Source organism: Shinella sp. AETb1-6 (assembly GCF_009826875.1).
In the GTDB taxonomy this organism is placed as follows: domain Bacteria; phylum Pseudomonadota; class Alphaproteobacteria; order Rhizobiales; family Rhizobiaceae; genus Shinella; species Shinella sumterensis.
Genome location: NZ_WUMM01000006.1, coordinates 157,452 through 169,703 on the forward strand (window position 1 = coordinate 157,452; position 12,252 = coordinate 169,703).

A 12,252-nucleotide genomic window follows, 5' to 3' on the forward strand; every position below is an offset into this window, starting at 1 on the left:
ATCATTTCAGCTTATGCGGATGACACGGCGGGAAGGATGCGGATGTCGTAGAATGCGGCCTCGTCGCTGACCGGGATCATCTCGATCTGCATGTTGTCGTCGAGCAGAAGGGCATCCAGCGGCTGGAGGCCGATAAGGCCGTCCGGTGTGGCGACGCCGAGCGTATCGAGCGCCATGAGCAGGCGTGTTCCCGATGCGGCGGGAAGCCTCAAGCTGCCGTTCACGGCATGGCGCGAGAGGGTGTGACTGAAATGGCCGCGCCGGGTCATCACGTTGAGGTCGGTGATCGGGCCTCCCGTCAGGCGGGCCGTCGTCGATGCATCGGCGGGGAAGGACAGCGGTTGCGAGGCCGGCGTCAGCAGCCAGTCGCCGACCCCCTCGATGGACAGCGCCATGCCGTCGCCCGAAAGCACCGCCAGCGTGCGATCGATGCCGGGAAAGAGGGAGAACGGCCCATCGCTCGCCACCGTCGCCATGCTGACGCGCCAGCCGAAATCGGAGAGGCCGGCGCCGTGCGGATGCACGATCACCTCGACCGTCTCGCCGCCGCCGTTCTTCCACGGCATGCGGCGATGGTCTGCGTTGCGAAGAAGCCGCATCCTCAGTTGCCCAGAATGCCCGGCAGGCGCAGGCCCTTTTCCTTCGCGCAGTCGAGCGCGATGTCGTAGCCCGCATCGGCATGGCGCATGACGCCCGTCGCCGGGTCGTTCCACAGCACGCGACCGATGCGCTCGGCGGCCTCATCCGTGCCGTCGCAGCAGATCACGACGCCCGAATGCTGGGAGAAGCCCATGCCCACGCCGCCGCCGTGGTGGAGCGACACCCATGTCGCGCCCGAGGCGGTGTTGAGCAGCGCGTTGAGCAGCGGCCAGTCGGACACGGCGTCCGAACCGTCCTTCATCGATTCCGTCTCGCGGTTCGGCGAGGCGACGGAGCCCGAATCGAGGTGGTCGCGGCCGATCACGACAGGCGCCTTGAGCTCGCCGTTCCGGACCATCTCGTTGAAGGCGAGGCCGAGGCGGTGGCGGTCGCCGAGGCCGACCCAGCAGATGCGCGCAGGCAGGCCCTGGAAGGCGATGCGTTCCCTGGCCATGTCCAGCCAGTTGTGCAGGTGCTCGTTGTCGGGCAGCAGTTCCTTCACCTTGGCGTCGGTCTTGTAGATGTCTTCGGGATCGCCGGACAGCGCGGCCCAGCGGAACGGCCCGATGCCGCGGCAGAACAGCGGGCGGATATAGGCCGGCACGAAGCCCGGGAAGGCGAAGGCGTTTTCCAGGCCCTCGTCCTTGGCGACCTGCCGGATGTTGTTGCCGTAGTCGAAGGTCGGGATGCCCCTGTCCTGGAAGGCGATCATGGCTTGGACGTGCTCGCGCATGGAAGCCCGCGCGGCCTTTTCGACGGCCTTCGGGTCGCTTTCGCGCTTGGCCTTCCACTCGGCCATCGTCCAGCCCTTCGGCAGGTAACCGTTGATTGGGTCGTGGGCGGAGGTCTGGTCGGTGACCATGTCGGGGCGGATGCCGCGGCGGACCATTTCCGGCAGGATTTCGGCGGCGTTGCCGAGCAGGCCGACGGACTTGGCCTCGCCGGCCTTCGTCCAGCGGTCGATCATGGCGAGCGCCTCGTCGAGCGTCTCGGCCTTCTCGTCGATATAGCGGGTGCGCAGGCGGAACTCGATCGAATCGGGATTGCACTCGACGGCAAGGCAGGACGCGCCGGCCATGACGGCGGCGAGCGGCTGGGCGCCGCCCATGCCGCCGAGGCCGCCGGTCAGAACCCATCTGCCCTTGAGATTGCCGCCATAATGCTGGCGGCCGGCCTCCACGAAGGTCTCGTAGGTGCCCTGCACGATGCCTTGGCTGCCGATATAGATCCACGAGCCGGCCGTCATCTGGCCGTACATGGCAAGGCCCTTCCTGTCCAGTTCGTTGAAATGGTCCCAGGTGGCCCAGTGCGGTACGAGGTTCGAGTTGGCGATCAGCACGCGCGGCGCATCCTTGTGGGTGCGGAAGATGCCGACCGGCTTGCCCGACTGCACGAGCAGCGTCTCGTTGTCCTCGAGATCGCGCAGCGAGGCGACGATCCTGTCGAAATCCGCCCAGGTGCGGGCAGCACGGCCGATGCCGCCATAGACGACCAGCTCGTGCGGGTTTTCCGCGACATCGGGATCGAGGTTGTTCATCAGCATGCGCAGCGGCGCTTCGGTGAGCCAGCTCTTGGCGGTGCGCTCGGTGCCGGTGGCGGCGCGGACCGTGCGGATGTTGTGGCGGGGATTGTCGGTCATGGCTGCGGCTCCCGGGTCAGCGTGGAAGGGTGGCGGCAAGCGCCGCGATGCGGTGGAGGATGTCTTTCAGGTGGACGCGCAGCCGCGCGGCCTTGTCCTCGTCATAGGCGAAGGGCGGGGCCTCGCTGGCGAGGTGGCTTATCTGCGCCAGTTCCATCTGGATGGCGTGCACGCCGGTGTCCGGCCTGCCGTAGTGGCGCACCGTCCAGCCGCCCTTGAAGCGGCCGTTGAGGATGTCGGTATAACCATCGGCCTTCGCGCAGACCTCGTAGGTCGCCGTTTCGATGGCTTTGGCGCAGGTCCGTCCCATATCGGTGCCGACGTTGAAATCCGGCAGCCGGCCTTCGAACAGGAAGGGAATGCGCGAGCGGATCGAGTGGCAGTCGTAGACGACAGCCACGCCATGGATCGCCTTGACGCGCGCGATCTCGGCGGCAAGCGCCGCATGATAGGACGCGTGGAAGCCGGCAAGCCGGAGGGCGATATCGGCCTCTGTCGGCGCCTGCCCGTCCTTCCAGATCGCCTTGCCGTCGAAATCCGTCTGCGGAATGAGGCCCGTCGTGTTCTGGCCGGGATAGAGGCTGATGCCGGCAGGGTCGCGATTGGCGTCGATGACGTAGCGGTGGAAGGTGGCGCGCACCGTCGTCACGGCGGGCAGCAGGCCGTCATAGAGTTTGTGAATGTGCCAGTCGGTATCGGCGAGGAGGCGGCCATTGTCATTGAGGCGTTCCCATATTTCGGCGGGCACGTCGGTGCCGGTATGCGGGAAGGCGAGGATGACGGGCGCGTTGCCTTGGTGGGTCTCGAACACCGCCATGTCAGACCTCCAGCACCGGCAGGATGCCCTTGGATACGGAGGCGGCCAGCGCGCCCGACGAGACGAAGGTGCCCGCGCTCGCGAGGTCGGGGGCCATGTAGCGGTCTTCCTCCAGCGTCGGAACGACGGTGCGCAGTGCGGCGACGACCTTCTGCAGTTCCGGGCTGGTGACGAGGGGCGCGCGGAACTCGATGCCCTGTGCGGCCGTCAGTGCCTCGATGCCGATGATGGCGGCGAGGTTTTCCGTCATGCGCAGCAGGCGGCGCGCGCCGTGGCAGGCCATGGAAACGTGGTCTTCCTGGTTGGCGGAGGTCGGCGTCGAATCGACCGAGGCCGGATGCGCCATCTGCTTGTTCTCGCTCATCAGCGCGGCAGAGGTCACTTCCGCGATCATCAGCCCCGAATTGAGGCCCGGCTTCTTGGCGAGGAAGGCCGGCAGGCCGAAGGAAAGGGCAGGATCGACCAGGAGAGCGATGCGGCGCTGGGCAATCGCCCCGACTTCGCAGACGGCAATCGCGATCTGGTCGGCGGCGAAGGCGACGGGCTCGGCGTGGAAATTGCCGCCCGAGACGACGCTGTTGTCGGAGAGCACCAGCGGATTGTCGGTGACCGCATTGGCTTCGATTTCAAGCGTGCGGGCTGCGACACGCAGAAGATCGAGGCAGGCGCCGTCGACCTGCGGCTGGCAGCGGATGCAGTATGGATCCTGTACGCGCTCGTCGCCCGTGATGTGGCTCTCGCGGATGACGGAGCCGGCCAGCAGCGCACGCAACGCGGCGGCGGCATCGATCTGGCCTTTATGGCCGCGCAGCGTGTGGATATCGGGATGGAACGGCGCGGACGAGCCCATGGCGGCATCCGTGGAGAGGGCGCCGGTCACGAGGGCGGCCTGGGCGGCGCGGTGGGCGCGGAACAGGCCGGCAAGCGCCAGCGCGGTGGAAACCTGGGTGCCGTTGATCAGCGCAAGGCCTTCCTTGGCGGCCAGCACGACCGGTTTCAGGCCGGCCCTTGCAAGCGCCGCGCCGCCGGGCAGGCGCTCGCCGTCATAATAGGCCTCGCCTTCGCCGATCATCACGGCCGTCATGTGGGCGAGGGGCGCGAGATCGCCTGACGCGCCGACGGAGCCCTGTTCGGGAATGACGGGGATGACGCCCTTTTCCTGCATGGCCTCGATGAGGCGAACGATCTCGATGCGCACACCCGAGGCGCCCCGGCCGAGCGAGATCAGCTTCAGCGCCATGATGAGGCGCACGATGTTTTCGGCAAGCGGTTTGCCGACGCCGCAGCAGTGCGAGAGAATGAGGTTGCGCTGGAGTGTGGCGACATCGGCTGGTGCGATCTTGATCGATGCAAGTTTGCCGAAGCCCGTATTGATGCCGTAGACGGGCTGATCGCCGGCGGCGATCTCCGCGATGCGCGCGGCGGCCCTTGCGATGCCGGCGTCGAAGGAGGCGTCGAGACGCGTCGCCTCGCCCGTCCAGTACAAGGCCTCAAGGGTTTTCAAGGGCACGGAACCCGGGTGGAGCGTGATCGTCATGGTGCATTCCCCGATGCAGCACGGTGCTGCGCAAAGAGCGATTATTGTCCGCTGCGGACCCGGGCAAACATGGGGTTGAAGCCCATGCGGTAGACCAGTTCCGCCGGCCGGCCGATGTCCCAGAGGACGAAATCGGCCCACTTTCCGGCTTCCAGCGTCCCCACCTCGTCGACCAGGCCGAGCGCGCGCGCGGCCTCGCGGGTGACGCCTGCAATGCATTCCTCGACGGTCATGCCGAACAGGGTCGCGGCCATGTTCATGGTGAGGAGAAGCGAGGTCAGCGGCGAGGTGCCGGGATTGCTGTCGGTGGCGACGGCCATCTTGACGCCGTGCTTGCGGAAGAGCGCGACCGGCGGCTTCTTCGTTTCGCGGATGAAATAGAAGGCGCCGGGCAGGATGACGGCGACGGTGCCGGCCTTCGCCATGGCGGCAGCACCGGCATCGTCGGTATATTCGAGGTGATCGGCCGAAAGCGCGCCGTAGCGGGCGGCGAGCGCCGCGCCGTGCAGGTTGGAAAGCTGGTCAGCATGCAGCTTGACCGGCAGGCCGTGCGCCCTGGCCGCGTCGAACACCCGTGCCATGTCCTCGGGCGAAAAGGCGATGCCCTCACAGAAGCCATCGACGGCGTCCGCCAGCCCCTCGGCAGCGACGGCCGGCAGCATGTCGCCCACCACCTTGTCGATATAGGCCGCCTTGTCGCCGTTCATTTCGGGCGGTAGGGCGTGTGCCCCGAGAAAGGTGGTGCGCACCGTGATATCACGCGCCTCGGCGATGCGGCGAGCGGCACGCAACGATTTCAGCTCGTTTTCCGTGTCGAGCCCGTAGCCGGACTTGATCTCCACCGTCGTCACGCCCTCGGCGATCAGCGCATCGAGACGGGGCAACGTCTGGCGCACCAGTTCGTCTTCGCTCGCCGCGCGCAGCGCCTTGACCGAGGAGACGATGCCGCCGCCGGCCCGCGCGATCTCCTCATAGGAGGCGCCGGAGAGACGAAGCTCAAACTCATGGGCACGATCGCCGGCATGCACGAGGTGGGTGTGGCAGTCGATGAGACCCGGCGTGATCCACCGGCCCTCGCAATCCACGGTCTCTGCGCTGGCAAAGGCGGCTGGAAGCTCCGATTGAGGGCCGGCGAAAGCGATGCGTCTGTCCTCCACGGCAATCGCGCCGTTTTCGATGATGCCGAGCCCCGGAAGGCGTTCGTCGAGCGTGGCAAGCTGCGCATTGCGCCAGACGCGGCGCGTGTCCTTTTCCGGTGTCGTCATCGCGATTGCCTCTTCCCTGTCATGCCTATAATGTATATACATAATGAAAGGGCGTGCAAGGGTCAATTTGACGTCGCGCACGAGAAGCAGCGAACGAGGGAACCATGTCCGTCATTCACGCAAGGCAGGCGCTGCTTACGGGCGGCTGGGCGAAGAACGTGCGGCTGCACATCGCGTCGGGCCGCATCCGCGCACTAGAGACGGATGCGGCGCCCGAGGCCGGCGACGAGCGCCACGACACGATCGTGGCCGGCATGCCGAACCTGCACAGCCACGCCTTCCAGCGCGGCATGGCCGGCCTTGCCGAGACCCGCGGGCCGGGCAGCGATTCGTTCTGGAGCTGGCGCAACGTCATGTACCGGTTCGCGCTCTCGATGACGCCTGACGATGTGGAGGCCGTTGCCGCCGAGCTCTATGTGGAAATGCTGGAAGCCGGCTTCACGCGCGTCGGCGAATTCCACTACCTGCACCACGACAGGGATGGCCGGCCCTATTCGGATATCGCCGAAATGGCGTCCCGTATCGCTGCGGCGGCATCGGCGACCGGTATCGCGATGACCCTGCTGCCGGTGTTTTACGCTCATGGCGGTTTCGGCGGCACCGCGCCGGGCGAAGGGCAGCGCCGCTTCATCAACGACCGCGATTCGTTTGCCGTGCTGCTGGAGCGCTGCCGTGCGCTGACGGATGCGCTTCCGGGCGGCATCACCGGCGTTGCTCCCCACAGCCTGCGCGCGGTGACGCCGGACGAGCTTTCCGCCGTCGTCGCCATGGCGGGCCAGGCGCCGGTTCATATCCACATCGCCGAACAGGTCAAGGAGGTCGAGGACTGCATCGCCTGGTCCGGACGCCGGCCGGTGGAATGGCTGCTCGACAGCCAGCCCGTCGATGGCCGGTGGTGCTTCATCCACGCCACGCACATGACGGCGGCGGAGACTGCGCGAATGGCGCGCGCCGGCGCCATTGCCGGCCTGTGCCCCGTGACCGAAGCCAATCTAGGAGATGGAACATTCCCCGCGCCTGATTTCATTGCCGCCGGCGGCCGGTTCGGCGTGGGGTCCGATTCGAACGTGCTGATCGGCCCGCCGGATGAATTGCGCCAGCTGGAATATTCGCAGCGCCTGCTCCACCGCGCCCGCAACGTGCTGGCGGCGCCCGGCGGCTCGACGGGCCGTGCGCTGTTCGACGGCGCGCTGTCAGGCGGTTCTTCGGCACTCGGCGCGGCGTCCGGCATCGCAACCGGGCACGCGGCGGATTTCGTCAGCCTGAAGGCGCGCCACGGCATCGATCTGGAAGGCGACGCGTTGCTCGACGGCTGGATCTTTGCCAATGGCGCCGCGGTGGATTGCGTCTGGGTGAACGGTCGCAAGTGGGTCGAAGCCGGTCGCCACCGCGAACACGAGGCGATCGGCCGCCGCTTCGCATCCGTCATGCGAGCGCTCGCCGCCGCCTGAGGACATATTGAAAGGCGCAAAGGCCTTTTCTATGACATTGGAAGACCGGCGAATCTGCGTCCGGCAACGGAGGTGCGCATGTCCAGTGGCGAGGAGAGCCCGGATGAGGGAGCCAAGGCCCCCTCGCTGCACCGTCGCATCCTGGAAGATGTGGAGGGCAGGATCCTGTCGGGCGAATGGCCCCCCGGCTATCGCATCCCCTTCGAGCACGAGCTGACCGAGCAGTACCGCTGCTCGCGCATGACCGTGAACAAGGCGATCACCGAACTGGTCAAGCGCGGCCTGATCGAGCGCCGGCGCAAGTCCGGCAGTTTCGTTACCCATCCCCATGCGCAGTCGGCCGTGCTTGAAATCCACGATATCCGCCTGGAGGTCGAGCAGCTGGGATTGCCCTATCGCTACGAGCAGCGCGCGCGCCTCGACCGTCCCGCCGGGGCTGCCGATCGGCGCCTGATGGAACTTTCGCAGCAGGCTCGGGTGACCGAGGTCACGGCGCTTCATTTCGCGGGCGTGCAGCCGTTCTGTCTGGAAGAACGCCTGATCAACCACGACGCCGTGCCCGAGGTCGCAAGCGAGACCTTCGACGACATCGCCCCGGGTGCGTGGCTGATCAGCCGCGTGCCCTGGAGTGCAGCAGAACACCGCATCCGTGCCGTGGGGGCCGATAGCCGTGTGGCCGGACTTCTCGCCATCGCGCCGGGCACGCCCTGCCTCGTGGTGGAACGCCGCACCTGGAGCGGCGGCCTCTACGTGACCCGCGTGCTCTTGACATATCCCGGCGAGAAGCACGAACTCGTTGCCGAATTCGCCCCGACGCATCCCAAGCTCGCCTGAGGAGAAGCCGCCGGCGCGCCACGGAATGGGTGGACGCACGCCGCCGGCTCTGTCACAACGATTTGAGGAACGCGACTGCCGGTAGTTTTAGATCGGGGTCGGGCGACCGATTGACGTCACGTCGCTGCCGCGAGATCACGCCGGCCGTTCCTCGCAGTTTTCTTCGATCACGCGAGCCGGAGCGGACAATCCGGCATCGCCTCCAGGACGAGCCGGCATGACCAAGAAGCCCAAGCTGGAACATTCCGAGCTTTCCGGAGAATACACCGAGGACGACGTCACGGTCCTCGTCGACATCTACCGCCCGGCCGGCACGCAGAACGACTGGAAGCTGGAGGTCGTGACCCAGAACGAGGATCTGTTCGAGTGGGACGAGCCCTTCGCCACCGATCGCGAAGCCTTCGACGAGTTCCTCGCCACCATCGCGCGTGACGGTATCCATTCCTTCCTGGAGGAAGACGATATCCCCACGACGCACTAAGCGGGCAGCCTTCAGGGGCTGCCCGACTCCGCAGGCGAATCGGTCACGATCTCCGCATTCGCGTTCTGGCTTTTCACCACCGCAAGGCTTAGCACCGAGCCGATGATGACCACGAAGGTGAGAATGAGCCCCAGGCCCGTCGGACTGAATCGCATCTGCATCGTGCCTCTCCCGGCAACCGTCGATCAGCGGTGTTCGACGGCCTTGCCCATCGGATCGATATTCACTTCGACGCGGGCCTTGTCGGTCGTGTGGTAGACGATTTCATAGTAGCCCTCATCTTCCCACGACATTTCCTCCAGGCGGTCGAAACCCGGCCGTTGCTCGATCATCGCCAGGATTTCCGAGGGTTTCTTGCCCGTTTCAGGCGTCGGCTTGTTGGCCTCCTGCGCGGCGGCGGGAAAGGCTGCGAGAAGACCAATAAGGATGACGGCTCTTTTCATCGGATATACTCCATCTCAATTGCAGGCATGAAACGGCTGGCGCGGAATGAAGTTCCAGCCGGCCGGAACCTATGGGCGCTTCGCCGATTAGAAGCGAAGAAGGGATAATCTCATGTTTCCATCAGCCAAGCTTTCGATCGCCTGCTTTATTGCCATTCTCGCAGCGACGCCGGCGGCTCTGGCGCAGGGTCTCGCTCCGGTGCCCGGCAGCATCACCTTTAATGGCCAGCCTCACACCAAGCTCACCAAGGCGCCGGTCGGCAGCACGTTCAGCCATCGCCTGAGAGATGCGGTGACGGGGCATGAATATATCGAGATCTATCGGATCCTGCCCGACCGCTCGCTCGAGATCGTGAGCCGGCGCCGGTACGGTGCATTCAACGACTGACCCTTTTCAGGCGGGGCTGCTCGACGCCTTCGGGCGCCTCGTTGCCGGCGAGGTCTCCAAGGAACGTATCGCACCATGTGAACACGTTGTTTTCGCGCACCGTCGCCATCATGCCTTTCCAGCGCGCCTGGCGCTCTTCGCGCGACATGGCGAGGCTGCGCGCGATAACGTCGGCGGTTCCTTCGACATCGTAGGGATTGACCAGCATGGCCTCCTTCAGTTCGTGCGCCGCACCCGCAAAGCGCGAAAGCAGCAGAACGCCGGGATCGTCCTCGTCCTGCGCTGCGACGAACTCCTTGGCGACAAGGTTCATGCCGTCGCGAAGCGGCGTCACGAGCGCGACCTTGGCCATGCGGTACAGGCCGGCGAGGGCGGGGCGGCGCAGCGAGCGGTTGACATAGCGGATGGGCACCCAGTCGACGGTGCCGAGCGCGCCGTTCACGCGCCCCGCCTGTTCCGCGACGGTTTTCTGCATCGCCTCGTATTCCGGCACCTCGGAACGGGATTTCGGCGTGATCTGCAGCAGGGTGACCTTGCGCTGGTAATCGGGATGGCGCGTCAGGAAGGTCTCGAAGGCATCGATGCGCTGGGTAATGCCCTTGGAATAGTCGAGGCGGTCGACGCCGATGATGAGATCCTTTCCGTCCAGGCTCTGGCGCATGCGCTTGTGCAAGGTGGTGTTCCCCGCCTGGCGCGCGAGCTTGGCGAACTCGTCGGTCTCGATCCCGATCGGATAGGGGCGTGCGATGAAGGTGCGGCCCGCCGCGCTGAATTCCTCTTCGCCAAGGCGTTCACCAATGTTCTGCCGCGCCAGGCACGCGGCGAAGTTCTCCCGGTCCTGACGGGTCTGGAAACCGATGACATCATAGGCCGTCAGGCTTTTCAAAAGCTCGTCATGAACCGGCATGGCCAGGAAAACGTCCGGTGCGGGCCAGGGGATGTGCAGGAAGAAGCCGATGCGGTTCTTCACGCCCTGCCGGCGAAGTTCCTCCGCAAGGGGGATCAGATGGTAGTCGTGGATCCAGATGACGTCGTCCTTCTGGATCAGCGGCAGCAGGCGGCTGGCGAAGAACTGGTTGACGCGAAAATATCCCGTCATCTCCCGGCGGCCATATTCGGCGAGATCGAGCCGGTAATGGCAGATCGGCCAAAGCACCCGGTTGGCGAAACCCTGGTAATATTCCTCGACATCGAGGTCGGTGAGATCGGTCAGCGCGTATTCGATATTGCCGTCCTTCAGCGTCGTCAGCGGGCCGACAGGCTCGTCGCTGCATATCTTTCCCGACCAGCCCAGCCAGAGCCCGCCGCGCGCAGCCAGCGCGGACTGAAGCGCGACCGCGAGGCCGCCAGCAGACGCTGCGCCGTTCTTTGCGGGAAGGGGAACGCGATTGGAAACGACGATAAGACGACTCATGAGTTTTTGAACCATGTCTGGGCCGGCCCGACGCTCGGCAGGAAGCCTTCGGAAGGCAATCCAGAAGGCGGCCTGCGAGACGAGCGGAGTCCGGCAGATTTCATATTGCAATGCAGTATGAACCCGCCGGCACCGATTTGGTTCCGAAGAGAAACCCGGATGTGATGTTGCCCATCACTGGATAGAGCGCGCGTCGCCTCACCTTTTGCACATTGCAGTGCAGGATATGGGCATGGACAGAACCGGCATCGCCTTCACCGCTCTTCTTATCGCGCTTGCAGCCCTCGTGGTGAGCGTTCTCCTCATCGAGGTCGACCCGCCATTCCCCGAGACCGGCGAGGGCGCCATCGTGCCGGCGCCCGCTGTCGGGCCCGTGGAGTAGCGCCGGGCGGGGTCTGCGACGATATCTGCGGACGGCGCCTCTGCGGATCATATCCATGACGTTCGGGTTTCCAGCCTGGACAATCCTTCCCGCCCCATCCACCATGGTCGCCATGACGACCTACCATGTTGGCAATTGCCCCGCATGCCGCAACGGACGGCTGTTTCTCTTCCGCGAGACGGATACCGGCGATGTCTACGGTCATTGCGAGGAATGCGAGCAAGGCTTTCGAAGCCCGGATGAAATCGACGCGAACAGCGGATTCCCGACCTTGCTCAATCCCTCCGATGCCCAATGGGCGACCGCCGAGGATATCGGCCGAAGCGTATGGGCGAACCACACGCTTTTCCCGGCGCAGGCGTAGGAGCTTCTCTATGGCCCGAAAAGCAAAAAGGCCCTGTGAAAACAGAGCCTGGCGTGAAGGGAAAATGGTGGGCGATGAGAGACTCGAAGTCAGTATCCCTGCCGAGAACGCGTTGAGTTTGCTTATAAAATTCCTGCCGAATTAGACGTTTGTGTACCAGTCGCGTGTCCTCTCCGTCAAGTGCTGTGTGCTAACTCCTTTGAAAAGGTAGTGCCTTGACTGCTGCGATTCTGCGAGCTTACGGTGACTTAGGCAGCCTCTGCACCCTAAACGCGCGCCATCGACCTCGTAGTAATTATGACTGTCTTTCCCCTCGATATTGTCGCCCGACATATCCGCAAGAAACACCCTGGATGCCCTGAGTTCGCCGTGGAATATCTCGCCAAGGAAATCTCAGGCCGAGAGTGGACGCCTGGGGTGAAGCTGGGGCGTGCCGTGGGCATCGTCATGCAGAGTATCCTGCGTCACGAAATGACGGAATATGAAACCCTGTTGCTGCATGGGGTGGACAGGGAGGAGGCCAGGAGGCGCGTTCAGCCGAAGATTCAGGCGATGCTTAGAGTTTGGAAAAGGTGTCCAGAGTAAAACATAATGTGAA

General features: G+C 64.9%; 15 protein-coding genes. 7 read left to right on the forward strand and 8 right to left on the reverse strand.

Annotation, left to right across the window (positions count from 1 at the left end):
• Positions 1-11: 11 nt before the first annotated feature.
• From GR158_RS12640 to hutI, 5 genes are read right to left on the reverse strand one after another with little or no spacing between them, the layout of a single operon-like run.
• The gene (locus GR158_RS12640) at positions 12-599 is read right to left on the reverse strand and encodes a HutD family protein (RefSeq protein ID WP_160871361.1); all 588 of its coding nucleotides are present in this window, start codon (positions 597-599) and stop codon (positions 12-14) included.
• Positions 600-601: 2 nt separating this feature from the next.
• On the reverse strand, positions 602-2,278 hold the full coding sequence (hutU, locus tag GR158_RS12645) for a urocanate hydratase (protein WP_160871362.1): 1,677 nt from the start codon (positions 2,276-2,278) through the stop codon (positions 602-604).
• A gap of 16 nt (positions 2,279-2,294) precedes the next feature.
• Positions 2,295-3,095: an N-formylglutamate deformylase gene (gene hutG / locus GR158_RS12650; protein WP_160871363.1), complete on the reverse strand. Its 801-nt coding sequence runs from the start codon at positions 3,093-3,095 to the stop codon at positions 2,295-2,297.
• Between the two features lies 1 nt (position 3,096).
• Entirely contained in the window at positions 3,097-4,632 is a 1,536-nt protein-coding gene (gene hutH / locus GR158_RS12655; RefSeq protein ID WP_160871364.1) for a histidine ammonia-lyase, read from the reverse strand.
• 41 nt (positions 4,633-4,673) lie between these two features.
• Positions 4,674-5,897 carry an imidazolonepropionase gene (gene hutI / locus GR158_RS12660; protein ID WP_160871365.1) on the reverse strand — a complete coding sequence of 408 codons (1,224 nt, stop codon included), beginning with the start codon at positions 5,895-5,897 and terminating at the stop codon, positions 4,674-4,676.
• Between the two features lie 104 nt (positions 5,898-6,001).
• On the opposite strand from hutI, the gene GR158_RS12665 reads away from it, so the two are divergent.
• From GR158_RS12665 to GR158_RS12675, 3 genes are all read left to right on the forward strand, one after another.
• Positions 6,002-7,348, forward strand: coding sequence for a formimidoylglutamate deiminase (locus GR158_RS12665; RefSeq protein ID WP_160871366.1), 1,347 nt, complete (start codon positions 6,002-6,004; stop codon positions 7,346-7,348).
• Positions 7,349-7,426: 78 nt separating this feature from the next.
• Positions 7,427-8,182 carry a histidine utilization repressor gene (gene hutC / locus GR158_RS12670; RefSeq protein ID WP_160871367.1) on the forward strand — a complete coding sequence of 252 codons (756 nt, stop codon included), beginning with the start codon at positions 7,427-7,429 and terminating at the stop codon, positions 8,180-8,182.
• 217 nt (positions 8,183-8,399) lie between these two features.
• On the forward strand, positions 8,400-8,663 hold the full coding sequence (locus GR158_RS12675; RefSeq protein ID WP_134652299.1) for a hypothetical protein: 264 nt from the start codon (positions 8,400-8,402) through the stop codon (positions 8,661-8,663).
• An 11-nt stretch (positions 8,664-8,674) separates the two neighbouring features.
• Here the strand turns inward: GR158_RS12675 and GR158_RS12680 are convergent, their stop codons facing one another.
• Both GR158_RS12680 and GR158_RS12685 read right to left on the reverse strand, forming a co-directional pair.
• Positions 8,675-8,824, reverse strand: a complete 150-nt coding sequence (locus GR158_RS12680) for a hypothetical protein (protein ID WP_160871368.1) — start codon at positions 8,822-8,824, stop codon at positions 8,675-8,677.
• A gap of 24 nt (positions 8,825-8,848) precedes the next feature.
• Entirely contained in the window at positions 8,849-9,106 is a 258-nt protein-coding gene (locus tag GR158_RS12685; RefSeq protein ID WP_160871369.1) for a PepSY domain-containing protein, read from the reverse strand.
• A gap of 112 nt (positions 9,107-9,218) precedes the next feature.
• Between GR158_RS12685 and GR158_RS12690 the strand changes: the two genes are divergently transcribed.
• Positions 9,219-9,494, forward strand: a complete 276-nt coding sequence (locus GR158_RS12690) for a hypothetical protein (RefSeq protein WP_134652295.1) — start codon at positions 9,219-9,221, stop codon at positions 9,492-9,494.
• On the opposite strand, the gene otsA is transcribed toward GR158_RS12690, so the two are convergent.
• The gene (gene otsA / locus GR158_RS12695) at positions 9,484-10,908 is read right to left on the reverse strand and encodes an alpha,alpha-trehalose-phosphate synthase (UDP-forming) (protein ID WP_160871370.1); all 1,425 of its coding nucleotides are present in this window, start codon (positions 10,906-10,908) and stop codon (positions 9,484-9,486) included. The genes GR158_RS12690 and otsA overlap by 11 nt on opposite strands.
• A gap of 232 nt (positions 10,909-11,140) precedes the next feature.
• Between otsA and GR158_RS12700 the strand changes: the two genes are divergently transcribed.
• From GR158_RS12700 to GR158_RS12710, 3 genes are all read left to right on the forward strand, one after another.
• The gene (locus GR158_RS12700; RefSeq protein ID WP_160871371.1) at positions 11,141-11,290 is read left to right on the forward strand and encodes a hypothetical protein; all 150 of its coding nucleotides are present in this window, start codon (positions 11,141-11,143) and stop codon (positions 11,288-11,290) included.
• Between the two features lie 55 nt (positions 11,291-11,345).
• Positions 11,346-11,654 carry a hypothetical protein gene (locus GR158_RS12705; RefSeq protein ID WP_160871372.1) on the forward strand — a complete coding sequence of 103 codons (309 nt, stop codon included), beginning with the start codon at positions 11,346-11,348 and terminating at the stop codon, positions 11,652-11,654.
• Between the two features lie 297 nt (positions 11,655-11,951).
• The gene (locus GR158_RS12710) at positions 11,952-12,239 is read left to right on the forward strand and encodes a DUF2293 domain-containing protein (RefSeq protein ID WP_160871373.1); all 288 of its coding nucleotides are present in this window, start codon (positions 11,952-11,954) and stop codon (positions 12,237-12,239) included.
• Positions 12,240-12,252 lie beyond the last annotated feature (13 nt).